The organism is Rivularia sp. PCC 7116, assembly GCF_000316665.1.
Classification (GTDB): domain Bacteria; phylum Cyanobacteriota; class Cyanobacteriia; order Cyanobacteriales; family Nostocaceae; genus Rivularia.
In genome coordinates this window covers 4,236,639-4,261,018 of sequence record NC_019678.1, presented here as the reverse complement: position 1 = coordinate 4,261,018, position 24,380 = coordinate 4,236,639, and the positions used below count along the sequence as shown (strand labels likewise).

The 24,380-nt window shown below is 37.1% G+C and carries 19 protein-coding genes and 1 CRISPR repeat array; of the genes, 3 read left to right on the top strand and 16 right to left on the bottom strand.

The window, feature by feature from the left end; all coding sequences use genetic code 11:
* Positions 1-72: 72 nt before the first annotated feature.
* Together cas6 and RIV7116_RS16565 are read right to left on the bottom strand one after the other, a co-directional pair.
* Positions 73-1,185 carry a CRISPR-associated endoribonuclease Cas6 gene (gene cas6, locus RIV7116_RS16570; RefSeq protein WP_015119447.1) on the bottom strand — a complete coding sequence of 371 codons (1,113 nt, stop codon included), beginning with the start codon at positions 1,183-1,185 and terminating at the stop codon, positions 73-75.
* 230 nt (positions 1,186-1,415) lie between these two features.
* Positions 1,416-1,994, bottom strand: coding sequence for an HD domain-containing protein (locus RIV7116_RS16565; RefSeq protein ID WP_015119446.1), 579 nt, complete (start codon positions 1,992-1,994; stop codon positions 1,416-1,418).
* 25 nt (positions 1,995-2,019) lie between these two features.
* Here RIV7116_RS16565 and RIV7116_RS16560 point away from each other — a divergent pair, with 25 nt between their 5' ends.
* Positions 2,020-2,766 (top strand): hypothetical protein, encoded by a 747-nt coding sequence (locus RIV7116_RS16560; protein WP_015119445.1) that lies wholly within the window; start codon positions 2,020-2,022, stop codon positions 2,764-2,766.
* 686 nt (positions 2,767-3,452) lie between these two features.
* On the opposite strand, the gene RIV7116_RS16555 is transcribed toward RIV7116_RS16560, so the two are convergent.
* The 9 genes from RIV7116_RS16555 to cas10 all read right to left on the bottom strand — a co-directional run bounded on the left by RIV7116_RS16555 (position 3,453) and on the right by cas10 (position 12,545).
* Complete coding sequence (locus tag RIV7116_RS16555; protein ID WP_015119444.1) at positions 3,453-4,130, bottom strand: hypothetical protein; 678 nt, start codon at positions 4,128-4,130, stop codon at positions 3,453-3,455.
* Positions 4,130-5,197, bottom strand: a complete 1,068-nt coding sequence (locus RIV7116_RS16550; RefSeq protein ID WP_015119443.1) for an RAMP superfamily CRISPR-associated protein — start codon at positions 5,195-5,197, stop codon at positions 4,130-4,132. Before RIV7116_RS16550 ends, RIV7116_RS16555 begins: the two co-directional genes overlap by 1 nt.
* Before the next feature lie 24 nt (positions 5,198-5,221).
* Positions 5,222-5,716 (bottom strand): hypothetical protein, encoded by a 495-nt coding sequence (locus RIV7116_RS16545; protein ID WP_015119442.1) that lies wholly within the window; start codon positions 5,714-5,716, stop codon positions 5,222-5,224.
* The gene (locus RIV7116_RS16540; protein ID WP_015119441.1) at positions 5,713-6,690 is read right to left on the bottom strand and encodes an RAMP superfamily CRISPR-associated protein; all 978 of its coding nucleotides are present in this window, start codon (positions 6,688-6,690) and stop codon (positions 5,713-5,715) included. Before RIV7116_RS16540 ends, RIV7116_RS16545 begins: the two co-directional genes overlap by 4 nt.
* A gap of 117 nt (positions 6,691-6,807) precedes the next feature.
* Entirely contained in the window at positions 6,808-7,671 is an 864-nt protein-coding gene (csx7, locus tag RIV7116_RS16535; protein WP_015119440.1) for a CRISPR-associated RAMP protein Csx7, read from the bottom strand.
* A 47-nt stretch (positions 7,672-7,718) separates the two neighbouring features.
* Complete coding sequence (locus RIV7116_RS16530; protein WP_015119439.1) at positions 7,719-8,189, bottom strand: hypothetical protein; 471 nt, start codon at positions 8,187-8,189, stop codon at positions 7,719-7,721.
* Entirely contained in the window at positions 8,186-9,442 is a 1,257-nt protein-coding gene (csx10, locus tag RIV7116_RS16525) for a CRISPR-associated RAMP protein Csx10 (RefSeq protein WP_015119438.1), read from the bottom strand. Before csx10 ends, RIV7116_RS16530 begins: the two co-directional genes overlap by 4 nt.
* Entirely contained in the window at positions 9,439-10,155 is a 717-nt protein-coding gene (locus RIV7116_RS16520) for an RAMP superfamily CRISPR-associated protein (RefSeq protein ID WP_015119437.1), read from the bottom strand. The genes csx10 and RIV7116_RS16520 overlap by 4 nt, the downstream gene beginning before the upstream one ends.
* Positions 10,155-12,545, bottom strand: a complete 2,391-nt coding sequence (cas10, locus tag RIV7116_RS16515; protein ID WP_015119436.1) for a type III-B CRISPR-associated protein Cas10/Cmr2 — start codon at positions 12,543-12,545, stop codon at positions 10,155-10,157. The genes RIV7116_RS16520 and cas10 overlap by 1 nt, the downstream gene beginning before the upstream one ends.
* 380 nt (positions 12,546-12,925) lie before the next feature.
* Between cas10 and RIV7116_RS16510 the strand changes: the two genes are divergently transcribed.
* Both RIV7116_RS16510 and RIV7116_RS16505 read left to right on the top strand, forming a co-directional pair.
* The gene (locus tag RIV7116_RS16510; protein ID WP_015119435.1) at positions 12,926-13,468 is read left to right on the top strand and encodes a hypothetical protein; all 543 of its coding nucleotides are present in this window, start codon (positions 12,926-12,928) and stop codon (positions 13,466-13,468) included.
* A 348-nt stretch (positions 13,469-13,816) separates the two neighbouring features.
* A CRISPR array of direct repeats spans positions 13,817-14,375; the repeat unit is 35 nt; unit sequence GTTTTTAATCTTTAACCCCGTCAGGGGATGGAAAC.
* Between the two features lie 92 nt (positions 14,376-14,467).
* On the top strand, positions 14,468-15,088 hold the full coding sequence (locus RIV7116_RS16505; RefSeq protein WP_015119434.1) for a hypothetical protein: 621 nt from the start codon (positions 14,468-14,470) through the stop codon (positions 15,086-15,088).
* 220 nt (positions 15,089-15,308) lie between these two features.
* On the opposite strand, the gene RIV7116_RS16500 is transcribed toward RIV7116_RS16505, so the two are convergent.
* The 5 genes from RIV7116_RS16500 to RIV7116_RS16480 all read right to left on the bottom strand — a co-directional run bounded on the left by RIV7116_RS16500 (position 15,309) and on the right by RIV7116_RS16480 (position 24,346).
* Complete coding sequence (locus tag RIV7116_RS16500) at positions 15,309-17,936, bottom strand: DNA polymerase III subunit alpha (RefSeq protein ID WP_015119433.1); 2,628 nt, start codon at positions 17,934-17,936, stop codon at positions 15,309-15,311.
* A gap of 610 nt (positions 17,937-18,546) precedes the next feature.
* Positions 18,547-18,726 carry a hypothetical protein gene (locus RIV7116_RS16495; protein ID WP_015119432.1) on the bottom strand — a complete coding sequence of 60 codons (180 nt, stop codon included), beginning with the start codon at positions 18,724-18,726 and terminating at the stop codon, positions 18,547-18,549.
* Between the two features lie 455 nt (positions 18,727-19,181).
* The gene (locus RIV7116_RS16490; protein WP_015119431.1) at positions 19,182-20,891 is read right to left on the bottom strand and encodes a diflavin flavoprotein; all 1,710 of its coding nucleotides are present in this window, start codon (positions 20,889-20,891) and stop codon (positions 19,182-19,184) included.
* A 208-nt stretch (positions 20,892-21,099) separates the two neighbouring features.
* Positions 21,100-22,818: a diflavin flavoprotein gene (locus tag RIV7116_RS16485; RefSeq protein ID WP_015119430.1), complete on the bottom strand. Its 1,719-nt coding sequence runs from the start codon at positions 22,816-22,818 to the stop codon at positions 21,100-21,102.
* A gap of 349 nt (positions 22,819-23,167) precedes the next feature.
* Positions 23,168-24,346: a precorrin-8X methylmutase gene (locus RIV7116_RS16480; RefSeq protein WP_015119428.1), complete on the bottom strand. Its 1,179-nt coding sequence runs from the start codon at positions 24,344-24,346 to the stop codon at positions 23,168-23,170.
* Positions 24,347-24,380 lie beyond the last annotated feature (34 nt).

The window sequence follows — 24,380 nt, the reverse complement described above, 5'->3', positions numbered from 1 at the left end:
TTAAAGGTTAAAATTAATAACTATTATTAATCTACAATGCCCAATGCCCAATGCCCAATGCCCCATACCCAATCAACTTTCTGCCAACATCTTTCTCGTCAGTTTAACGTAAGTTTTGACTGTTTCGTAAGGAATGTCTAAATCAGTAGCAATATCTTGTAGTGATTCGCCGGTTTCTCGTCTTGCCATGATTGCAGCGCGTTTTTGGCATACCGAAATTGCCCTACTTCCCCCGGTGCGCTTTTGTTTGGACATCAATATTTCGGTAATTTGTGCGATTCTATTAGCTAATAACTCTTGGGGTGATACTACTTCGATTTTTTCCTCTTCAATTAACCACCCCAACCTGGTTTGTCCCAAACCAAAAGTCGTTTTATGTCCGGTACCACAATAAGGTGCAAGTTTACCCAAAGCTCTATATAAATTGACATATTCTGGTTCTTTTGAAGCTTCTTTACCCAAACCGAATTCCACCGCACCCGTAAATCCAGTAACTAAACCTCTTTTACCGCCAGGAACTCTAGTTGTAGAAATTTGGTGGCGTTGAATAATTACGTTTTCGTCCACCCATTCCAAAAACGTATCTTGTTCCACCGGTAAATTAGAAAAATCATTCCACCGTCGTAAATAGCTTTGAAATATATTGAAAGGTAACGGTAAAGGAAAATGATGTTTTTTGCGACGAAAGCTAGTAGGGCTGATATAGCTTAACGAAAGAGTATTTTTAGCTTTCTTATTTTCTAGTAATTTCTTGTAAGTTGTTGCCGGATGGGCAATTTCTACGGATTTTATCTGTAAAGGTGCGTTATGGAGTTCGATAGTTTTGGGTAAATTTTGCAGCCAATCAGCCATCCATGCCACCAGTCGCGAAGATAACGCAGATACGTACCATTGATAATTGGAATCTGCCGCAAGTTGTAATTTTGCGTCGTTACTTAAGAACTTTCCCTGCAAACGAGAAATAGTAAACGGCTTTTCCGATTCCCCATCATGGAGATAAGTAGATAATTCGGGATTCGTTTGTCGTACCTGGTTCAAAAACCAAGCATGGAGTCCCTTCGCGTATTCGGGGAAAATAGTGTAATTGCTCGCAGGTGATATATGAAAAACTATCCCTACTAACTCAGTGTCGGTTGGTAGAGTGATTATCGCCGAGGATTTTTTGCGAGTTCTACGTATAGGCATAATTAAATTTTACGTGATTTTATCCTCTTGGGGAATTGAACCTCACCCATAACCTCCTTGTGAAGGAAGAGGGGATTTAACCTCACCCCTAACCCCTCTCCTTGTCAAGGAAGATGGGATTTAACCTCACCCCTAACCCCTCTCCTTGTCAAGGAGAGGGGAATTTTTAAACCCCTCTCCTTAATAAGGAGAGGGGAGATTTAACGCAGTTAAATCGGGGGTGAGGTTCTTCAATGATTACCAAGCTCCTCCAGAATCCGCTCCAACTCCACAGTCATAAAATTATCGCAACTCTGCTGATAAATCTCCAATAACTCCCCATAAAACCATAATTTATCTTCCTTACTACCGCTGAAATAATCCCATAATTTATCCCCTTTATTCCGATATCCAATCAAAAGACTTCTAGCATTATGTAATTTATCAGCGAAGGATACCAATTTTACAGAATCCGAACCCTTGCGAATGTTTTCTATATAATCAATTTTGCGCTCTTTCCAAGGTGGTTTCGGTGTAATATCAGTTTCCGTACAGCCATCAACTATTTCCACCACCGTTTCCCCAAATTTTTGACGAATTTCTTCACGAGTTGCTTTACCACCTTGGTCTTCAATGGCATCATGTAATAATCCCGCTATCGCTTCATCTTCAGTTCCACCAGCTTCTAAAATTAAAGCCGAAACTGACATTAAATGAGAAATATAAGGAATTTTATCTACTTTTCGGGTTTGATTTGCGTGTAGTTGGGTGGCGTAAATTAGAGCTTGTTCAAATTTGGTTGTTAATTTTGCGGGTTGTTTGAGTATCATAAATTTCAAGCGTTCAAGTTGATTTATGGATTTACTTTCTATATTTGATTATTCCCAATTATTGGATGTCATTGCTCAGACAACAACATCGTCACCAACACAAACACCAAAGGAAACTGTAGATACGGTTACTTTACTGAAAACCCAATTAGATTTTTTGAAGTTTATAATTCAATTAGCTGTATTTGTATTCGCTGTGTTGGGAGCATGGATTACCTTTGTTTTCGGCAAGAATTTAAGTGATGCGAAAAAGGTAGCTGAAGAAATCATTAGTCAGAAAGTTGAAGCTCGTGTAGATAATTTGATTAAAACCGAAGTTCAAAGTTTGAGGAAAAGTATAGATAGAGAAAAAGCGATTATTTTTACTTACGTTGATTATTATCTACCATCTTCCGCGATGGAGCCAAAAGAATTTAAATTAATTAAAGCAAGGGGATTTCGAGACGTTTTCTTCTGGAATCGTCACAATCCACCGAAGAGATTATCCGGTAACGTTTGCGTTTTAGACTTACAAAATTATAAAGATGATAAAGGTCAGGAATTTTCTAAATTATCCCAAGACGATAAAGAAAAGAAAGTCGAAACACATGTGAATGAAATTTTACCGCTATTAAAACCAGAAACCGTTTTAGTCATTTACGCTCGCGGTCGGTTTAATGCTATAGAGAATATACCCAATAGTAGATATTACGTACCCGCGAATAGCGTTGTCACTTTAATCGGTTGGGTCGCTGATTCGGCTTATGTTGCTTATGGTGAGGAAATGGTTTGATTAAGAGAGAGGGGGAAGAGGGGGTAGATTCTTTTTGTTGAATAATAAAGTTGGAAGTAGTTGTAAAATTTATAACTTATCTGGTATATTATTCATCGTAATCGGTACCTTGAAAATTTAAGATTTAGTTTCCCGTTTTGTGGGATAAGGTTAATAGCTGAAACGTTGATTCTTTCGTTGTATCCCACAAAAGGCTTGCTATATAAGGTTTTGAAGATGGTAAATTTGGTTAAATGGTAGATAAATTTTGGTTTATTGACCCTAAATTAGCTATCCCACGAAAATCTGTTTTGAAAGCTGGTTATAGTAAGGGTTTCTAAGGGTAGGGTTTTGATTCTTTAACCCCGAGAGGGGATGGAAACGAACGCCGATTAACCAGTAGCTTTTACCCACTCGTTGGGTTTTGATTCTTTAACCCCGAGAGGGGATGGAAACGCTAGCCATTCGTTACTGCTAACCCTTTGGAAATTCGTTTTTATTCTTTAACCCCGAAAGGGGATGAAAAGCTACATCTATTAATATCAGTTATGGTGCGTTAGATGATATATTCAAGCTGTTTCTTATCAATGAATATAGTCGAGCATCTAACACACCCTACAAGAGTTTTTTATTAGTAAATATCGTTGAAACTAAAACACCCCTCTCCTTGACAAGGAGAGGGGAAGGGGGTGAGGTTAAACCATCAATTACAAAGACCTAACAAATTTCACCTTTTTAGGAAGATTATCTCTAATCTCAGTAATTTGAACAATCACTTTTTGCTCAACTTTGAGAGATTGATAATGCTTGGGTTCTTTGATTTTACGCTTGATATCGTCAGTAATTTTGTAAGTAATTTCCTTACCTTTGATAAGGGTTATTTCTGCTTCTACTTCTTCTCCGATTTCCCAAATTCTACTTTCTTTGCTGGGTTCTGAGTTCGTCTGAGCGGATGGTTCGCTTTCTAATAATTGTTGCTCAGGTTCGAGTTTGTAGTAGCGTATTAAGCGAGATGTCCAAGCGAGGATTTCGATAATTTTTTCAGGTTTGTAGTTTTTATTATTGAGTTCTTTTTTACAGATTTTGTTGATACTGCTGTAATAATCAATGGTGACATCGCTACGCTTTAATGTTTTTCCGTCTTTTTCTGACTTTTCTAAATATTCAAAAAATTTAGATGTTGTTTTTGAATCATTTTGATTTATAGTTTCTGAAGAATTTTGATTAATAGTATAGCGTAAGTAATCAACTATTTTATCAAGTTCATTCCTAATACCATCTTTTCCTGGTTCAATATAATTTTGTTCTTTGACAAGAGCTTTAGCAAGATATGTTGCTTCTTTTAATATTGATTCTTCTGATAAAGTATCTGTATTTTGTACCATTAATATAGTTCGTAAGGTTGACGGGTTATTTCTTTTTTTCCGTAGCCCAATATTTCGTAAATTGCTTGTAGTTGGGTATTTTCAATTAAATTTTTACGAGCTATTTTGATATTCTCTTGAATAAAATTACTTAGTTTATCTCCGGTCAATGTTTGAGATGAAGTACTGTAGGAAGAATAACGCTGACGTAAATCATTAAGGTTTTGAGAAATATTTGCTTTGGTTATATCGATGGTAATAGTTCCCATTCCGATGGGTTTACCACCACCAAGTTTTAATCCTAAAGGGTATTCGCTGTCTTGTCCTAATATTACTAATAATGTTCCTAATTCTTGCGGTTGTAAGTTGTGGAATTGGATTTGGGTTTTAAAGTAAGCTTGTTTAATTTGCTGGATGGGAATACCGTCACGTTTACCTTTATCTATTTCCCTGGTCATGTGATAGTAAAATTTGCGTCCAGCGGTTTCACCGTTATTAAAATAAGCTTTTCGTTTCTTAGGTTGTGCTGACCATAGGTTAGGAATAAAACCAACTGTGTATTTAGTTTCTTCACAAATTGCGTCTTGAAAATCAATCAAGCTTTGCCAACCCCATCCTTCACCGGAAGCACCAAATACTAAACTAGCGGGACAAAGTTGATTTTGACTATTCTTTTTGGGTAAACGTTCTTCGGGATAAGATTGTTCGTATTTTTTGCTAATAACTCCTAAACGACTATTAGTAATTGCTTCATATATAGAACGAATACAACCTTTTATGGAACTTCCTTGGATAATTAATTTATTATCAGGGGTTCTTACCATTGTTTTTATCAGCGGTGGTTTTTCATCAATATCGCTACCCATAACTACGGAACCTGTAGAAACATGAAGCGAGGTTCTGGCTAATAATGTTAGATATAAGGTTCCATGTAAATGATTGGGAAGATATTGTGAGTGTCCTTGTTTTGGTGGAGATTTGGGAGTAATTGGTTTGTTGGGAAAGGGAATTAGTTCGTAGGGTTTGGGACCCATTTCATCTTTGTTTGATGAATAATTATTTTTCGGATTATTACGGTTGAAAGTCATTTCAATTTTGGATTTTAGGTATTTTCAGTTTTTCAATGTCAGAGCGACAAAGTGGACTGTAGCAGTATGTTTATTAAAAAAATTTCGTTGTGCTAAGGGAATATCTTTTGGTTTGATGTTCTCTTGCTGTTGATTTTTGTAAATGAAACCTTTGGGAAATCTAGTAGGTAATTTTTTTTCATCAACTCCATAGAAATAAGCGTTTTGTTCTTCAGATACTTCCCATTCTCCTCCAATTTCTTTAAATCCTAATTCGCTGTCTTGATGATGGTTATTTGCACGAAGTAATAGAATGCTGTAACCTTTACCTTCGGGTTTCCAACGTAGTTCTAATTCAGCATTAAAAAATTGTCCTTCGGAATTAGAAAAGTCTTCGGGTAAGTTGGTGATAATTCCACTAACTCTATCTAACCAACGTAAAAAATAATAGCTTTGCTGTTGAGATTGTTGAGAATATATATTTAATAATTCTTTGAGTTCATCAGCAGATGAAACTTTTTTAAATCCGACGAAACTCATGCTGCTGCTCCCTCTGTTAATAATTTACTCCATTCATTCACAGCAAGCTCGAATAAGTTAGAAACTGTTTTTTCACCTTCGTTATTCCAGATTAATTGAGTTCCAAAATTTAATTCCATTTTTTCGGCTTCGATAGAAGTATTTTGAATATCTGGAAATGGGAAATTATAAGGGTTTTCATTTTCTCCCTGTAGAAATTCACCAGCACCGAGTAAAGCTGTATTTGACCAAGTTTGCTGTTTTCCGAAAGCTTTTATTTGGTTATCTTCTAATTTACAACCGGGGTATTGAACGACTGCTTTGTGATAATTTATTTTGACGTTACCCAAACCGCGAGATTTTGCAAAACCGATAGCAAACCAACCTTCATTTAAGTCTCGTAATACTAAACCAACTAAACCTAATTGGGCTAAAGAGAAGTTTTTTAAATGGATTTTGGTGTGGAATTCTCCACTCGTACAAACTTCATAATCAAATGGTCCCACAGCAACGGAACCGAATACTCTATCAATCGCTACACCGTGACGCTGTTCGATTTTTAATTTGGTTTTATCTTGAGGATAAGCATCTTCGATACGAATCCGACTAGCAATTGAGGTATTACCAAATATCTGGTCGGTGAAGGATGATTTTTTGTAGATTTCTGTAGCTGGTAAATCTTTATTGTTTTGGTCTTTTAAATATTCGTATTTATCATTTAAAGGGTCATTAGCCCAAAGTTGATTGCTATCTGAATCAGTAGGACGTTTATCACTACCTACAGTTCTCACAATTCGTTCAGCATGGGAACGGATAGCACCTTTAAGTGAACTACCGGGAAGATAAATGGAACTTCCTCCAGAGTGAAATGTTTGAACAAATTCCATCTTGGGTTTGCTAGGATTAATATCTTCCTGACCGGATTTTATTAATATTGCTCCTTGGGGAATTAGACTTAGTTCAATAGTGCAGTGATTAACAAATCTTTTGTGCATGATTTTGATTAATTGAAAGTAATTTTTTGGTTCGTAGTTGCGCTTTAGCGCCAAATATTGTTGGCGCTGTAAGCGAAGCTTTCTCGCAGAGTAGCGCAACTACGAACCTATATAATTTTAATTACTAGGTTGTTTAACAACAGCTTTATCCAACTCGGTATACAAATGATTAATTAAATGTTCGCTCCATTCACGTTTTAATATATCTATATCTTCTTGAGTGCTATATTGATAATCACCCATCGTTTGATTAACTTGATTTTCCATATATTCTAAAAGCTTTTTAGCATCACCTTCACTGTCAAACCACTGCATTTTATTTAATTCCAAACTCACAACACCCAAACCCCGAGAACTTCCTCCTCCTAATGTGATTTGCTCGGATTCAAATTGATGCAAACCAATCATTAATAAACCTCTTTCCCAAGATTCTGAATTTTCTACTACGGCTTTAAAATCAAATTCTGTTCCTGCTGGTACGACTTGAAAATCATACAGTTTTCCACTCCCAGCGGTTTCAGTATCCCGTTCGATTGCTACTCCGTCACGTTCTTGATACTGATTAAACCAAGTATCTTTGACTACCGTTAAATCTCTGACTTGAAATTTACTTGCTATCCAAGGAGAACCAAACAAACGAGAAACTAAATCGGTTTGGTTTAAAATTGCGTTTGTTAAAGCTTTATCATCTTCCTTGTATTTTTCTTTAAGTCCCTTAATAGTTTCATTTCGGGCTTTACTGGTAAATTCTGCTGGGTCTTCAGCCCAATTCTGATTAATCCCCCGGAGAAAACTTTCTAATCGCGATCGCATTGCTCCTTTAAAACTAGCACCGGGTATCAGCGGTTGATTTAATGCATCTTTTACTACAGGTAAATCTGAACCGATGGGTTCGCTGGAACGACCAGCACTAATCCGTAATGCAGTTACAGTTGTTAAAATTCCCGTCAATTCAAGACGATTTTTAAATTTATCAAACATAATTAATTCACTCATAATTCATTCACTTTTAATTCACTGCATAACTTTTAAATAATTGCAGTAGATTTATTTTTCGGGTCGTTGACAGTATTCAAATATTTTAAATAACGAGAACCATAACCAAGATAAAGTCTAATTAACTGCATCTGGATTTTTTTGATTTCTTCTTTAGGAACTTCTCCTGTAAAAGCTTCTTTGGCTATTTCTGAAGCTTTGTTTTGTAAATTTCCATCAATATCGTTAACAATCTTTGCAGCTAAAGATTTTTTACCTCTACCCCATTTTTCATCCCTACCAACTTGATAGAAAATAAAATTTTTAATTACTTCCGGACTTTCGCTAGTATCTGCAACTCTAAGTAAGTTGTTAAACTGCGATTCTTCTAACTTTTTATCACCCGATTTCAGATATTCACTATCTCTTAAAGCATCTACAATAGCTTTAACCAAATCATCTTCAGCTTGACGAATTTTTCCTTCAATTTTTAAAGCAATTCTTGTCTGATTATCTTCATTCATACAGCATTCTCCCAAAAAACTTGATGAAATTCGTTGCAAATTTCTACACGTCCAAAACCTTCACAAGTGCGTTCACCGATTCCGTTAATTTCTAATTTTTCTAAAGCCTTATACCATTTTTCTGGATGTTCGGTGCTAAAAAGATACACTGCTCCTTTATTTGTCAGTAATTCTACATCTTTCATTAAACCCCAAGCGGAATTCCAACCAGAACCATAATCGTAGCTGCTATAAGCAACATGGAGTTTTAAAGATGAATCAACTCCTGTAAATTGCTTTAGCATTTCTTCCGAAACCACAGTAGTACGCTGCCAATTTTCAGTTAAAATAGCATCGGAATGTAGATTCAAAGTGAAATAAGTACGTTTTAACAAGTTTGATTTACTTTCAAAAAAACCCTGACTCCATAAATTCCATCTATTTTCTAAAGCTTGATTAAACTCTGTAATCCGTGTTTTAACTTTTTTATCCGCTAACTTACTTTCCCGAGCTGCAAATTTCACCTTACCTAAACCACGAGAAGCAGAACCACCAACACGAAAGTTTTGCGAACTTTTATTTAGAAACCTTGTCAAAGCATCTGCAAGAGAATTATTTTCAACGGTAATCAAACTACAGTAAACAAAATTATCCCATTCCGAAGTTTCAATATCTTTACGAAATGATTCGTTCAAAACCTCGATGCTGTAAAGAATTTCCTCTTCACTAGTAGCACGACGACGGTTAATTCCAACTCTGGTTAAAAAGCGACTGCTCACGTCATGACTATAGTAATTTTTATTATCAAAACTGTAAAAACCGCGATAAGCTTCTACTTGAGGATTTTCCCCCGATTTAGTTGCATTTGGGTCGCTGGGATCGTATGGTAAATTGCGAGCATCGGCACAAAACCAATCAATCAAGGTGTCAAAAACTCCATTCCCACTAGATTTAAACCCAGGATTGGTTTTGGAACTTATCCCTGTTGCAGGTACTACCTTAGCGAATTGATTTTTGATTTCCGATTTATCCTTACTTACCTTTGCAATTGCTGGATAACCATTGTGAAAAATTGCCGGATTTTCACCCAAAAATAATCCTTCAAAATGTCCTCCCGTATCTCCACCCGACAACTGCAAAATTTGCGAAGCAATCGCACCTCTGATAACCGTACCGGGAATATACTTTTCTACTTCACTTACAGAAGTACCGGGTTTTTGTCCTCCTATCGCTAAAGGTGACAAAGCTGTAATTTTCAATTCTAAATGTTTCACTTTTCTGGTAATAATTGCGACCAATCAAAATTATTTTTAGATTTATTGGATGTTTTTACAGAAACTTCCCAGGTTAACCACCCCAACCCAGCAGACTTACTACCACCCAAAGCGTTGATATGCTGTAAAGCTGCCATAATCAAAGCTTCAGAGTATTCGGGAGACTGGGGAAGCAGATAAATTTCACCTTCAAATTTTAATTGAGCGTTAACGGGAGAAGTTTCGAGAAAGAATAATTTTTTCTCATCAGAAGTACGACGACGACGGTTAATTGTGACACTCGGACGCAATATTTCTGCTAAATCTGTTGCAGGAATAGAACAAATTAAATCATCTACAAGAATCCGAGAAGGTAAAATCGGGTCGCCGAATATCTGAGATACTAAACAGTGATATCCTCGATATCCTGGAACTGTATATTTATCTTTAAATTTATCCTCGACCTCTGACTCTTGCGGAGAAAGGGTTTTAGGAAGAGGTGCCAAAAAAATTTTCCAACCCAAACCTCGTGCTAATTTTTCGCATTCGTGACGTAATCGACCCTTAAGTTGAGAACCCGGTATCAACAATTGTCCTTGAGCATTTCGGACGATGGGTTTATCGGCTAAAGAACCAGTGGAACCACCAGCACCGACACATAAAGCAGTATCAATTACAGCAGTTAGCGAGATTGTTTTTGTAGCTTTAGAAGAAAGGTTATCTAAATAAACCATTAACCAACCTCCCTTTGAAATTCTTGATTATCCCGTGAATTATCAGTATTATTTTCTTCGGGAATAAAAGGATATAGGTCTACAATATCTCGCCAAATTGTTTCATAAATAGTTGTTGTATCTGCATTTTTATCCTCATTTTCATCTCCCACAGACATCCAAGGTGCAATATTACCGTTATTAGTTTTCGCTTCACACCAAGTTTGTTCAAATTGTTCTTCTAATAGCTGTTTAGCATTATCATCTTGAAGACGAACCCGAAAATAACGATAGTTAAGAATAGCTGTACGCTTACCTCTTTCCAGTAAACTGCGAATTTGGTAGAGTTGCGAACGGGGAAAATTAGTATTTTTAAAAGCTCCAACAGTTTTAAGCAATCCACCCAATTCATACAATGTATAAGGTGAAGAATACAGCTTTAATTTTGGTTTATCGGGAGAAACTTTAGTTAAACCCTGTTCCCTAAACTCCTTAATATTAGAAGAAATCATCGTTACCGCTTTCATCACCAAGAAATCCACGGTACCGCTATAGTATTGATGGTTTTTCTTTAAATCCTTTGCTGTTTTCTTCGCAGATTTGAGCAACTGACTCACCAGTTTATCAGCATAATAAATCGGAGTATCGCAAGCTGTAATTAAAACTCCCGTTGACATACTCAATTTACATTTAGAAACCGGAGGTTGTTCCGAACTATCCTTTGAATGATAGCGATGTGCTTTTGAATTATCTATCGGTTTTGTTGGTACTAACGAATAATCACCCTGACTCTTGTTTTCATCTATTAAACGATTTTCAAACTCTTCCCCAATCGTTTTAGCAATTTCCAAACCCTTATCAGCAGGAACAACTAATAACACATCATCACCACCAATCGTGATAATTTCAAAAGGATGAATCCACACCGGACTCTTATTATCCCGACTAGATTTTGCATCGGGGATAAAATAATGAGGTCGTAAATGCTTATCTATAGCAGCGTAAACTGATTTTTCCGTAGCTTCAAAAATATCTTGACTAAAACGCTGATAATCTTCGGGAGATTTGATTTTCTGACGAATATAACCACCCATATTATTACCATCAGCATAAATATAAGCAACAAAACCCGACGGAGTACTAGCAGATGCTATTTCTCTTAAAGACCTAGCTTCCTCGACTCGTTCGGGATTTTCAATTCCTTGATAATATTTACTCGGAACATCAAACCGATAATCTTCAAATCGTTTCACCCAACCTTCAATTTTTCCCGGTTCCCAATTCAACCCCAGCTTATTCCACCATTTCGGTAAATCACCCTTGTTATACTCTCGTTTAGTAATCTGTCCCATCAACAGCTTTCTAGCTAAAGTCTCAGATAACCAAGGTTCATTCGGAAGTCCTTTATTTTGATTCTCATCATTTTCAACCCGGACAATAGCATTGTGACTATCGCTGTCATCCCGGTGTAAATAAGGATGAGTTTCAAACATCGGAGGATAACAACGACTCGAACGGTTTCCCGAAATATTATTTCTATTTCCGTTTCCGTTTCTTCTTTGAGAAAACTGATTCGCTAACTTCAACACCAACTCATTAAAACTTTTGCGATCGCGAAATTTTTGTTGGGGTGAATCTACTCCCGGTTGGTCAAAATAAGCTTTTACCACAGCATTATCTTGATTCTTCAAATACTTATCCAACCAAAAAGTTTCATGAATCGAATCCGATAACAATCCAAATCGGAATTCCAACAGCTTAAAAGTATCACCAACAGCACAAGAATTAGCCGTCAAAGTCTCGTGAGTATAGCGTTTTTCAATAGCATTCGCCAAATCATCAACAAAAGCAGCAGGACAAAAAGCTAAAATACTACCACCAGTAGAGTAAATAATTAATTCCGGAATCAAAGCTTGAAATAGTCCCGGAAAATTATCTTCTCTATTTAACCATTCTTCTCGAACCTGCTGACAGTATCTCTTAGTTTCTTCATCTTTCAACTGAAGAAAATCCTTATCCTTCTCCGCTCCAAAAAAAGCAGGTAAATCAACCAAATTAATCCTATCAAGAATTGCAGAAGCACCACGAATGTAGGGAAGTTTCGCAGCTTCAAACACGTATTGTTTGATTTTCGTAGCACCACCATAAACCAAACCAATCTTAGTGTTTTGCTTCCACAAATCACCGTATTTACTTAATAATTCATTTGTTGTTTGAGGAAAATCAGCTTCAGTAATTCCCTGAAGTTGTTTTACCCCTTCAACAATCTCTGCTACCTCATCAGTTACAGTTTCACCATTCCTCAGAGCTTGTAACATTTCTTCCGACAGCATTTTTTTCGGTTCTCGCTGTTCCCCCCAAGCAAGACACCAGGTGATAGCAGTAATAATTCGTTGATGCGGATTTTTCATAAAGCCATAATAAACAGCAATTATAAACTGCTAACCGATTACATTTAGAACACACGAACACAGTAAAATTATCCAAATTCTGTTTATTATAAACATTTTTCAGAAGTAAACAATACTCATATGTAATTCAGAATACTATTTTGCTTATTTAAGTTAATTATTTTACTGAGTATAATATAAAACTATTATTAATCTATTCATTTTTCTCATAGAGTGCTGTGAAACTCGCAAAAATGCAGATAAAAACAAGAAAATTTTTTACTATATATCTCACAGTCAGTGATAAATATCACCAACGTCAGTGATTTATAGCTGAGATATCTTTAAGACAAAAAGGTTTAATACTTAACTTATTAAGTATATAAATAGAAAATAATATTATGGACGCACAAAATATTTTCCAAGCTTTAACCAGCGCTGATGCATTGAGAAGTCTTATATTTACACTCATCTCAATGGGAATTGGTGCATTTATAACTTATAAATTTCTCTTCTTTATTTATAGAAAAGAGATGAAACTATTCCGAAATTTTAAAAGAAAACTTATAGTACTCGCTCCAGAGAATAAATACGGACAGAATATGAATATGGAAGATGAAGTTGAGATAATTAAAACCAACCCTTTATTCAACTCATTATCTGTCAAGCGAAGTAGTTCTCTACGTTATAGCAATAATATAGACAAAAACTGCTTTATTATATTAGGTATTGGAAATGATTTCACCTATTTCAAAGAAGCATTTGATAAAGCCAAGAATAATAACATAACTCTTATTATTTATACTTATGGCGATAATAGAGCATTAGAACCAATTCACTGGAATTTACTGAATAGCTATCAATGGTATTCCGTATGTGTAACTCCTCTTCGCTTAATTTCTGAGATTTTCAATATTCTTTCTACCTTCGATTTTAAAGACTAGCGCTAGAGTTATCAGCTATCAAATTAATCGAGTTTGACATAAGTAAATAATTAATGATGCTGAAATAGTCCTTCGCTGTACAAATTTTAATCAGTCTGTTATTATACTTCTCGTAATCGGAACCTTGAAAACCTAATAGTTAGTTTCCTAATTCATTTTCGTGGGATAGCACATAAGGCTGAAACTCCTATTCTTTCGTTGTATCTAGCGAAAGCATTGTTATACAAGGTTTTGAGTTAGGTTGATTTTGATTTTTAGCTGTTAAATCTGTTTTTTCCACTGCTAAATTTCCTATCCCACAAAAATCCGATTCTCAGGTCTTGTGAGATAAGGGTTTCAGAAGGTAGGGTTTTTAATCTTTAACCCCGTCAGGGGATGGAAACTTTTGGACCTGTTTTGAGCGGCTTGCGTTCTGCTAAAATGTTTTTAATCTTTAACCCCGTCAGGGGATGGAAACACAGCGTAAGGCATCATAACCCCAGAGCTAAATGTAGTTTTTAATCTTTAACCCCGTCAGGGGATGGAAACTTTACTCTTTCAATGTCGCTTTGCGACGCGTTTTCAAAAAGTTTTTAATCTTTAACCCCGTCAGGGGATGGAAACCTGCCGTTAGTATTTCCATCTACTCTAATATTAGTGCGAATGGGTTTTTAATCTTTAACCCCGTCAGGGGATGGAAACTAGTAAGATTTTGGATAAAATAACTTCCACCAACTAAACGTTTTTAATCTTTAACCCCGTCAGGGGATGGAAACCCTAAGTCACCATTGCACCCAACGGTGCCGGAAACACACTTTAGTTTTTAATCTTTAACCCCGTCAGGGGATGGAAACTGCAAATATACCTAGAGTAGCAATAGAACCGAAAATAGCGTTTTTAATCTTTAACCCCGTGAGGGGATAACAATATCCACACAACCAAAACTGAATACAGAATAAAAACCGAAAATTAGAGATAATTAGTATGAATTGATTTTATAAAAACCCAATCAAAAAAAATATGTCTTTCAGCAGCTACAAAACCATCTCAGAAGTACTTAAAACTTTTCAAATCACCTATACAGAAGCCAACTTTATGGGTGAAGCTGAATTTAACATTCCCGATTACTTCCGAGAAGATTTAGAAACAGTAATGCGAGAAGGTGTTGTTTATAGTTCCGAGTTTGCTATCTGCGAAAATATTATTTATCCAGTATTAAAAGAAGTTTGGAAATTATATAATAGTAAATTCACCTTGTGGAGTCATCATTCACTCAATTACAATGATAATTTATCAGGTTTTCCCGAATATATTCTTGCTAAAAGGTCATCTTTAGGAAAAGTCGTATTTGATAAACCGTATTTTATTTTAGTAGAAGCAAAACAAGATGATTTTGAAGGAGGTTGGGCACAATGTTTAGCAGAAATGATTGCTGCTCAAAGACTTAATGAGAAGGTAGAAATAACTATATTTGGAATAGTTTCTAATGGAAAGATTTGGCAGTTTGGTAAATTAGAAAAAAACAATTTTATTAGTAATATTGATATTTATACTATTCAGGATTTAGATAAAATATTTGCTGCTGTAAATTATATATTTCAACATTGTGAATCGCAGCTTGATAACCTGATAGCTGCTTAATACAAATCAGATTACAAACCGAATTATCTTTAACCCGTGTAGACGGTTTTGCTTGTGTAGCAGCGGTTTCAACCGCCGGATATTTAATTATAATTATCGATGGTGCGTGACGGTACAATCAAATTATTCGGTTATATTTGATAATTTATCGTCACCGTCACACACCCTACATTTATTGTGGGATGGGCATCCTTGCCCGTCCGGTTATGTTTTAATCAAATTAATATATCCCAACCCGCTTCAACTCCAACCCCTTTTCAAATATCTCATCAATAGCCAACATTTCCCCATCAACTGTCATAAATTTATGGTCTTTTGTAGCTCGAATTGTCGAACCGTCTTCTAATTCATATTCAAATACTTCCTGCATCCCCCGATTATGCCATTGTGCTATCGGTTGACTGTAAACATTCCCATTTACATCGACGCTATACACGGTACAATCAATTTTCTCTTCGACGATTTTACCTATCGGTATCAAACCAAATTCTTCAGTTAAAACTTCGGTGTCGTAGCTCAAACAATATTCGGCAAATTTAATCATTTGGTCAAATAATGCTTCAGCTATTTGTTTGCTAACGCCATTTTTTGCGGAACCATCGATAAATATTTCGCGGTGTTTCTGCATTTCTGCTACTTTCTTTTTACCCATCGCACGACGGAGTAAATCGGCTTGTCCTAACGAATAACCAGCCATGTCTTGAGCAATTTTCATAATTTGCTCTTGATAAACCATAATTCCGTAGGTTTCATCAAGAATCGGCTCTAAAACATTAGCTTCATATTTGATTTGTTCTCTACCGTGCTTTCTATCTATGAAGTGAGGAATTAATCCTGCGTCTAATGGGCCAGGACGATACAGCGCTAAAATTGATGATATATCTTCTATATTGGAAGGTTTTAAATCCCTCACAATTTGTCGCATTCCGGAAGATTCTAATTGAAATACTCCTTCTAATTCTCCCGCTTCTAATAACTCATAAGTTTTTCTGACATCGTTAGGAAGCTTCGCTGCATCCCCACCTCTAGCTAATACTTTTTGTGCTTTTCTTTCGTGAGAAGTTATATCGTAGGGATCTATTCTTCTACCAATTTTCTTTTCTACTAAGTCAATAGTTTTATCAATCATGGTTAGGTTTCTTAAACCCAAAAAGTCCATTTTTAACAAACCCATTGCTTCAACATCTTCCATGTAATATTGGGTAATTACAGAACCGTCATTGTTCCTTTGCAGTGGCACAATTTCATCTAAAGGTTCGGCTGAAATTACTACACCCGCAGCATGAACCCCAAAGGTTTTGTTAGTTCCTTCGATACGAATTGCCATATCAACCCAGTGTTTCACTCCTGGATCGTTATCATATTTTTCTTTAAATTCTGGTTCGGGGGTATCGTCGGAAATCATCTTGCTTAACTTAGCGGGTTTACCCCTAGCTACGGGAATCATTTTTGCCATTTTATCGGCTTCCCCGTAAGGAATATCTAACACCCTCGCCACATCTTTTAATACCGCTTTAGAAGTCATGCGGTTAAAAGTGATAATTTGAGCAACTTTATCTTTGCCGTATTGACGAGTTACATAATCGATAACTTCATCGCGGTTTTCTATACAGAAATCCGTATCAATATCAGGCATGGATTTTCTTTCTGGATTCAAGAAACGCTCAAATAATAATCCATGATGTACTGGGTCAATATTGGTAATTCCCATGCAGTACGCCACCAAAGAACCAGCCGCCGAACCTCTTCCCGGCCCTACAGGAATGTTGCTATCCCGAGCAAATTTAATGTAGTCCCATACAATTAAAAAGTATCCAGGAAAACCCATCTCCTGAATCAATTTTAATTCATATTTCAGCCTATCTGTATAGGATTTATCTACTTCGCTACGAGATTTACGATTTAATTTTTCTAAAAGTCCATCCCAAGCTACTTCTTCTAAAAAAGTTTCGGTTGTATGACCTGCTGGAATCGGAAAGTGAGGAGTTCTAGGAGGACTTAATATTTTATAAGGTTCGATTTTATCAGCAACTTCTAAAGTATTGCTAACTGCTTCTTCTATTACGTCTTCCGGTAAATGGTCGCGGAATAACTGCTTCATTTCTTCGGCAGATTTTAAATATTCCGTTCCGCTATAACGCATTCTTTTATCTTCAAAAATCTTCTTTCCTGTTTGAATGCACAGCAAAGCATCGTGAGCTTCTACATCGTTACAAGAAATATAGTGAGAATCATTTGTAGCGATTATCTTAATTCCCAATTCCTTGGCAATTTTAACAATTTCGACATTTACAACTCTATCTTCTTGAGAACCGTGGTCTTGAATTTCTAAGTAATAATCTTCACCAAATGTATCTTGATACCATTTCGCAACTCTCCTAGCTACATCCGGTCTTCCGCTCATAATCGCTTGGGGTATCTCTCCACCCAAGCAAGCGCTGGTAACAATTAAATCTTCGTGATACTGCTTTAATAATTCTTTGTTTATACAAGGGCGCGAAAAAATTCCTTTTCCCTGTACCCCTTCCAAATGAGATATAGAAGTTAACTTAGTTAAATTCTTGTAACCCCTAGTATTCTTCGCCAAAACAACCTGATGATAACGGGGACGGCGTTCCTGCTTGGTGATATCGCCGTTAATGATATACATTTCATTGCCGATAATCGGCTTAAAACTCTTTTTCTTACAAATTTTGATTAGCTCAACCGCACCGTACATCACCCCATGATCGGTTAAGGCGATCGCCTCCATTCCCAATTCAATCGCACGATCAATCAAAGCAGGCAACTGAGACGCGCCATCAAGCAAGCTATAGTCGCTATGAATGTGTAAAGGTACAAAGGACATAAGCTTTCAACCCCTTCTCTATAACCACAACCGAACACCACAAGTGTTAACCAGAGTAACGCAGGAATGTAATATAGACTATATTTTTTTTGAGGTAAAAATATTAATTTTCGTGTTCGTGTTTAAATTGTCACCGGGCAATTCCTAATGCCCATTGTTTAAAGACTGTTTAAAGAGCGTTAGCATACCCACAGTGGTATTGGTTGCAATTTTTACTTTTTGCTCGGAGAATAAATGTATTAATAGTTTTATTGTGCTTCAGTAATCTACTTATAAGGCATGAAAAAAAGCTTCAATAAACGGTCAAATTTTTGATGAACTTATCAAGATTAGTAAGATGAGAGCAAAAAAGGTTGAAGCAGTTGAATATTTATTTTTTATGATTCACCTTGTCAATATTTGATTAAAATTGCCTTTTCCTGCGCCAGTTTATCCCTACAAAAAAGCCTCATCCCAGGGACGAGGCGATTATATAAGGCTGAAATTAAAATTAAAATGTCGGAAACCCAAAAGCACAAAAACGGTGCGTTCAAATAAAAGTTTGTTAACTTGTAACTCATAAATCTTCTTGGAATCGCTAGAAAGCAATCTTTAAGAAGACGAAACTAGCTTATCCACCGCTAGAGGATTGTCCCTTAGCATCGCATTCTCTGCCCCAACAGCGCTCTAAAAGCTCAATTCTGTAGACGTAGGCAAAGGTATGAGGATTTAATATAAGTTTTTCACTAAACAAAGGCTGATTGAGATATTGCCAAAAAGGGAACTTTAGTTTCTTTTTTTCTGGATACATAAGAAAAGCCAATAATTTAAACCGTTGTCTGAGCAGCAAACATTTTGAGATGCCACTACTTATTTAATAGTTAAACCTTACACAATATGCATACAGTTGACCTGCGAACAATTGCTGAAACATAGGCAAGCGAACTTCCCCACTTGCAAGACCTTTACATATGATAAAAGTTCCATTATTCTGCGGTTGCCAGAAAATACCCAGATGTATATTAGATGACATATTTTGAAACAGTTAACAGTGAGCAGTGAGTAGTGAAAAATAAATAAACAAAAATCAATATCAAATAGTTCTTACAGTCGATGGTGTGGTGTTATCCGGATTAATCACCATGAAAATACCCTCTCCCTTTTTTTAGGAGAGGGTTTAAGAGGAGTGGGGAGGGGGAAGAGGGGGAAGAAAAATTAATTTCCTACTCGCTAAGCTCCTAACTGTTACCTGATAACTGTTCGCGGTTAATAATGGTTGCCTGCTTTACGACGGTGAATAGCTGTGGCTGTATCGGCTTGCAGTAACTTACCATTGTCTACGGTTGCGTATATCACCCAGTGGTCGCCGCATTCCATCCGCTTGCTTGCAGAACATTCAATATAGGCTATAGCTTCGGTGAGGATGATGCCACCATTATCGGCTTCCGTTGTAGAAAAGTTAGAAAAACGGTCTTCACCAGGAGCAAAAGATTTACGGAAGTGCTTGACGTAATCTTGTTGATTGCCTTCACCGATGATATTTAACACAAACTTGCTTCCGGGATATAGCAGCGTTTCTACTGCTCTGTCTTTAGCGATCGCTAAACTAATTCCAGGGGGATCGAAAGTTGCTTGCGATACCCAGCTGCCGAGCATTCCGGTAGCAACTTCTCCTTGTTTGGCTGTCAGTACGCAAACAGAACCAACAATACGTCCTACGGCTTGTTCCATTGGAGTTGCAGTAGGTTGTACTATACGCAGTTTGCGAGCTTTTCTCAAAGTTTGAGCAAAATCGGTTGCTGTTTCTTCGCATTCTTTGAGAGTTTTATCTGATGGTTTAAATCTAGCTTTGAAGGTGTCGAAGCCAAATTTAAATCCTGCATCCTTTAGCTTGCCTTCAATTAAATCGAATGCTTCACCACTCCAACCATAAGAACCAAATACTCCAGCTAGTTTACTGGTGTCACCAACTGAAAGCACGATACCCAAAGCGGTATGAATTGGAGTAGGAGCATTACCACCAATGGTAGGAGAACCGATGATAAAACCATCCGATTTTTCAATCGCAGCGCGAATATCATCTGGATCTGCAAATTCACAGTTAATAGACTCGACAGCAACGCCACCTTTAGTTAAACCCAAACCAAAGGCTTGGGCTAAAGTTGAAGTATTACCGTAAGCTGAAGCGTAAAGTAAGGCGACGGTAACTTCCCGTTCTGTTTGAGAAACGCTCCACTGTTGATAAGCCTTCTTAAGCTCAATCAAACCATAGCGGACTAAAGGTCCATGAACTGTAGCATACATTCTCACCGGCAAATCAGAAATTTTTTCCAGAGCGGCTTTTACGTGAGGTGCGTGGGGAGCCATCAAGCAGTCATAATAATAGCGCTGGTCTTCTTTGAGAATATCCCAGTCTTCATCAAATACTTCCTCACCGCAGACATGAGTACCAAATAACTTATTTGAGTAGAGAATTTGACTTTGTTGGTCGTAAGTAGCAAGTCCGCTAGGCCAGCGCGGACTGGGAATAGGAATACCTCTTAAAATATGTCCTTTACCTAAATCTAGGGTTTCTTTACCCCGCATTTCTATAATTTTGGTATTTTCACCGAAAGTCTTGCGTAAATTAGCTGCACCGGGAACAGAAGCAACAAAGGTTAACTGCGGTGCCCGTTCTAAAAGTGCTTTGAGAGTGGCAACGCGATTGGGATTAAAATGTCCAACAATTACGTAGTCTAATTCTTGCAAATCTAGAATTTTCTGCAAAGCCTCCATATAAATATGGGTAAAAGTTTCTGGAGGTGGGTCAACAATTGCAGTTTTATCGCCCTCGATTAAATAACAATTAGAAGTAGAACCCTTAGCTAATGCGTATTCAATTTCAAATCGTAACCGCGTCCAACTGCGAGCTTTAATCAGCCTAGTATCGGTCGCAATTGATGCAATTTGCATATCGCGGGGATTGGAATTGCTCATAATTATGTTGGAGAGAATAAAGGATTAAGAATCAAAAAAATAATCAAAAAAAAAGAACGTAGATGCTTTTAGGGAATTTAATAAAGAGAGGGGAGGCGGGGAGAAGGGGAAGAGGGGGAAGAATGGGGAAGAGGGGAAATTCAATTACCAATTACCAATTACCAATGCCCCATGCCCTATGCCCCATGCCCAATTCCCCATTCACAAATTAGTAATAAGTTCCAACTTTACGATGGCGAACTGCTGTCATTCCGTCGGGATCGGAAATACGACCTTCGGAAACGGTACAGTACAACAATGTGTGGTCGCTACATTCCATAGTGGTCTTAACTTCGCATTCCATGTATGCCAAAGCATCTGTAAGAATGGGACTACCGTTTTTAGCTGTTTGAGTTTTTACTCCCTCAAATCTATCAACACCGGGAAGTAAACGCTTGAGGAAATGCTTTTTGAGGTCGTGATAGTTTCCTTCTTCGAGAACGTTGAGGACGAATTTATCACCTATCTGTAGAGAAGACTCAATTCCTCTTTCCTTAGCAATAGCTACGGTAAATCCTAAGGGCTGTAGACTTGCTTGAGCAATCCAGGAAGCAACCATTGCACCTTTGATGTCACCTTTTTTAGTGGTAACTACATAAAGTCCGTTACTAATGCGACCTAATGCTTTTTCTAAGTCGGCATCGATTGACTTAAGATGCTTGATGTTGCGCTCGCGTACCAACAACTGTCCCATTTCGTTGCCAGCTTCGTCAGCGGCTCTAAATACGTCATTGTTGGGTTCTTCTTTGATGCGGATTGCTTCAAAAGCTTCTCTTACACCATGTTCGAGGAATTTTCTCCGCAAGGTGTCAATAGGCTCATCATCTCCACCGTATGACTCATAGAGTCCAATGACTTGCTTATTTTTTACTACCGCTAGCAAAGAACTAATAGCTGCTTGGGCGGCAGTATTGTGAGATGGAGGCATACCGATGATGATACCTGCTGCTCTGCCTGCTAATTCTTGGATTTCTTGGAGGTCGGTAGTAGTTAAATCCAACATTTCTACACCGATACCGGTTTTCTGGATACCGTGACCAATTGACTGGGCTAAACGGTCGCTATATCCATATTCCGAGACGTAGTACAAACCAATGATTGTTTCGGTTTTGGCTTGTTTTTGACTCCAACTTTGATAACACTCTTTGAGAGTATCCAAGTTGTGATAAAGTAATGGTCCGTGACCGTTAGCAATAATTTTAATTTTGCCCAAGTCACCCATTCTCTTCATTGCATTCAATAAAGAGCGAGCATTTGGCCCCATTAAACAATCGTAGTAGAACTTGAAGTCAGGTTCGATTGCTTCTAAGTTGACATCAAAGGTATCATCACTACAGTAATGCATACCAAAAGCGTCGCAAGTGAAGAGAGTTTGAGTCTTCTTGTCAAAACTGAAGATAGTATCGGGCCAGTGTAAATTAGGAGCGCTAACGAATTGAATTTCGTGTCCGTCACCCAAGTCTACGCTGTCACCAGTCTTAACAATTCGCTTAGAAAATGGATCGTGAACCAAGTTTTCCAAAAACTGTAATGCGACTTTAGATGCTAATACAGTTGCTCTAGGAGCAATTTGCAGTACATCTTCTACTAAACCACTGTGGTCGGGTTCGGTATGACTAACAATTATATAATCAATCTCCTTGGGATTCACCAAGCTCTTGAGAGTTTCTAAATATTGTTCTCGAAACTTGGTATGAGACGTATCAACCAAAGCTGTACGCTCGCCCCGAATTAGATAAGAATTGTAAGTTGTACCATTTTGCAATCCAAACTCAATATCAAAGCGATCGCGATCCCAATCGAGACTACGAATTGCAGTTGTGTTTGGAGCAATTTCAACAGTTTGTATAGTAAGACGTTTTTGTGCGTTCTCGTTGACCGCTACCATATATAAATCCGAAGACAGTTTTAGTTTACTTTTCTGTCTTTATTTTTCTCATAAAAACTTTTGTAAATTTGTCTAAAACTTTATATTCTAAAAAACATTTTTTGTAGCAGATGTTGCTGTTTTTCAGCATTACCCAATCACTGAAAAACGGCAAAATAATTGATTTTTTTCAAAACGGATTATATCAGGAAAATAAGTTTTTTGAAAATTATATGTATTGGGAAAGCCGTAATTATGATGTCGTAATTAACGTTATCAGTTAACAGTTACCTGGATTTAAATAACCCACCATAAGCCGGAAGGAACTGTTCGCTGCTCACTGTTTTAATTACGAATTACGAATTACGAATTACGAATTATAATTACCTTTCCCTAAATAACAATGACAATCGGGTTTTTTAATTAAAGACTCCATCAAACTATTAAGCGCTACAGCGGCTAATAAACCGCCACCGATGGTACCAAGGGTGGTTATATAATCTACACCAGAAGCCATTAACCGACGCTTGGCGGCGCTTGCATGACTAAAACCGATGGGCATTCCAATTATTAAAGATGGTTGGATTTGTTGTTGTTCGATGAGTTTTAATGCAGAAATTAATACTGATGGGGCGTAACCGATAATTAAAACACAACCAGGAGTTAACTGTTTTAAACCCTCGTGCAATTCTTGATGTTGCCAAAATTTATTTTCGGCTTCATCCACACTGTGAATATGGGGGTCGTCTATTAATATATTGACTTTTGTACTTAAATGTGCTGTGCGAGTATGGTCGAGAGCGGCGCAAACTGGGGGAACATCTACAAATATTTCACAGTTATTTTTTAGAGCATTTCTCGCTGAAGCTATAGCATTCTGACTCAAGCGAATAAAATCAACTAAACTAACGTCGCCAGAAGCTAATACTAGTTTGCCAAGTAAATCTCTTTCAATTTCATTTTTATTTGATAAATCCGGTAACAACTGCTGCAAAGATTCGCTTAAGTCTTCTGGATGAGCATCGCAAGCTGCATCTAAACCTTGCCAAAGTTGTTCTAATTTTTTAGTCCCCAAGGTAGATTCTATTTCTAAATGTCGTAATTCGGCGATCGCTTCTGCTTGGATACGTTGACAATGCTTGTCTCTACCTAACAAACCTTCTAAAGCTGATGCTGTTTTTCGCAAGCGCGATAATTGTTCGATGACGGATTGATATTGTTGCTGTAGTTGAGTCGTTAAGCTATCAAAGTTGTCTGATTCGGGGTAAGTTGCTAATAATTTTTGAATGTGCTCTAGTTGAAAGCCCTGCGATTTCAGCGCGACTATTCGCCGCAAATGTTGCACGCTTTTATCAGTATAAAGCCGATAATTCCCTTCAGAGCGTTCAGCTTCAGGTACCAAACCTAACTTGTGATAATGTCTCACCATTCTGGGAGTTAAACCACCACCAACTTCTTGAGTTAGCTGTTTGATTGTTAGGTGTTTGTTTTTGCTGTCTTCTTTTGAATTCTGGGCGCTTTCAGTTTGATAATTTTTAGCCATATTCATATTTTAAAGCTTGACATTGACATTAATGTCAAGG

Bases quoted from the DNA above. Each gene is read 5' to 3' on its own strand.
- RIV7116_RS16490 (WP_015119431.1), bottom strand. From the start codon at position 20,891: ATGAGCAATTCCAATCCCCGCGATATGCAAATTGCATCAATTGCGACC.
- RIV7116_RS16540 (WP_015119441.1), bottom strand. From the start codon at position 6,690: ATGCACAAAAGATTTGTTAATCACTGCACTATTGAACTAAGTCTAATT.
- RIV7116_RS16530 (WP_015119439.1), bottom strand. From the start codon at position 8,189: ATGAATGAAGATAATCAGACAAGAATTGCTTTAAAAATTGAAGGAAAA.
- csx7 (WP_015119440.1), bottom strand. From the start codon at position 7,671: ATGTTTGATAAATTTAAAAATCGTCTTGAATTGACGGGAATTTTAACA.
- RIV7116_RS16555 (WP_015119444.1), bottom strand. From the start codon at position 4,130: ATGGTACAAAATACAGATACTTTATCAGAAGAATCAATATTAAAAGAA.
- RIV7116_RS16510 (WP_015119435.1), top strand. From the start codon at position 12,926: ATGGACGCACAAAATATTTTCCAAGCTTTAACCAGCGCTGATGCATTG.
- RIV7116_RS16565 (WP_015119446.1), bottom strand. From the start codon at position 1,994: ATGATACTCAAACAACCCGCAAAATTAACAACCAAATTTGAACAAGCT.
- RIV7116_RS16485 (WP_015119430.1), bottom strand. From the start codon at position 22,818: ATGGTAGCGGTCAACGAGAACGCACAAAAACGTCTTACTATACAAACT.
- RIV7116_RS16545 (WP_015119442.1), bottom strand. From the start codon at position 5,716: ATGAGTTTCGTCGGATTTAAAAAAGTTTCATCTGCTGATGAACTCAAA.
- cas6 (WP_015119447.1), bottom strand. From the start codon at position 1,185: ATGCCTATACGTAGAACTCGCAAAAAATCCTCGGCGATAATCACTCTA.
- RIV7116_RS16495 (WP_015119432.1), bottom strand. From the start codon at position 18,726: ATGTATCCAGAAAAAAAGAAACTAAAGTTCCCTTTTTGGCAATATCTC.
- RIV7116_RS16550 (WP_015119443.1), bottom strand. From the start codon at position 5,197: ATGACTTTCAACCGTAATAATCCGAAAAATAATTATTCATCAAACAAA.
- RIV7116_RS16500 (WP_015119433.1), bottom strand. From the start codon at position 17,936: ATGTCCTTTGTACCTTTACACATTCATAGCGACTATAGCTTGCTTGAT.
- RIV7116_RS16480 (WP_015119428.1), bottom strand. From the start codon at position 24,346: ATGAATATGGCTAAAAATTATCAAACTGAAAGCGCCCAGAATTCAAAA.
- RIV7116_RS16520 (WP_015119437.1), bottom strand. From the start codon at position 10,155: ATGGTTTATTTAGATAACCTTTCTTCTAAAGCTACAAAAACAATCTCG.
- cas10 (WP_015119436.1), bottom strand. From the start codon at position 12,545: ATGAAAAATCCGCATCAACGAATTATTACTGCTATCACCTGGTGTCTT.
- RIV7116_RS16505 (WP_015119434.1), top strand. From the start codon at position 14,468: ATGTCTTTCAGCAGCTACAAAACCATCTCAGAAGTACTTAAAACTTTT.
- RIV7116_RS16560 (WP_015119445.1), top strand. From the start codon at position 2,020: ATGGATTTACTTTCTATATTTGATTATTCCCAATTATTGGATGTCATT.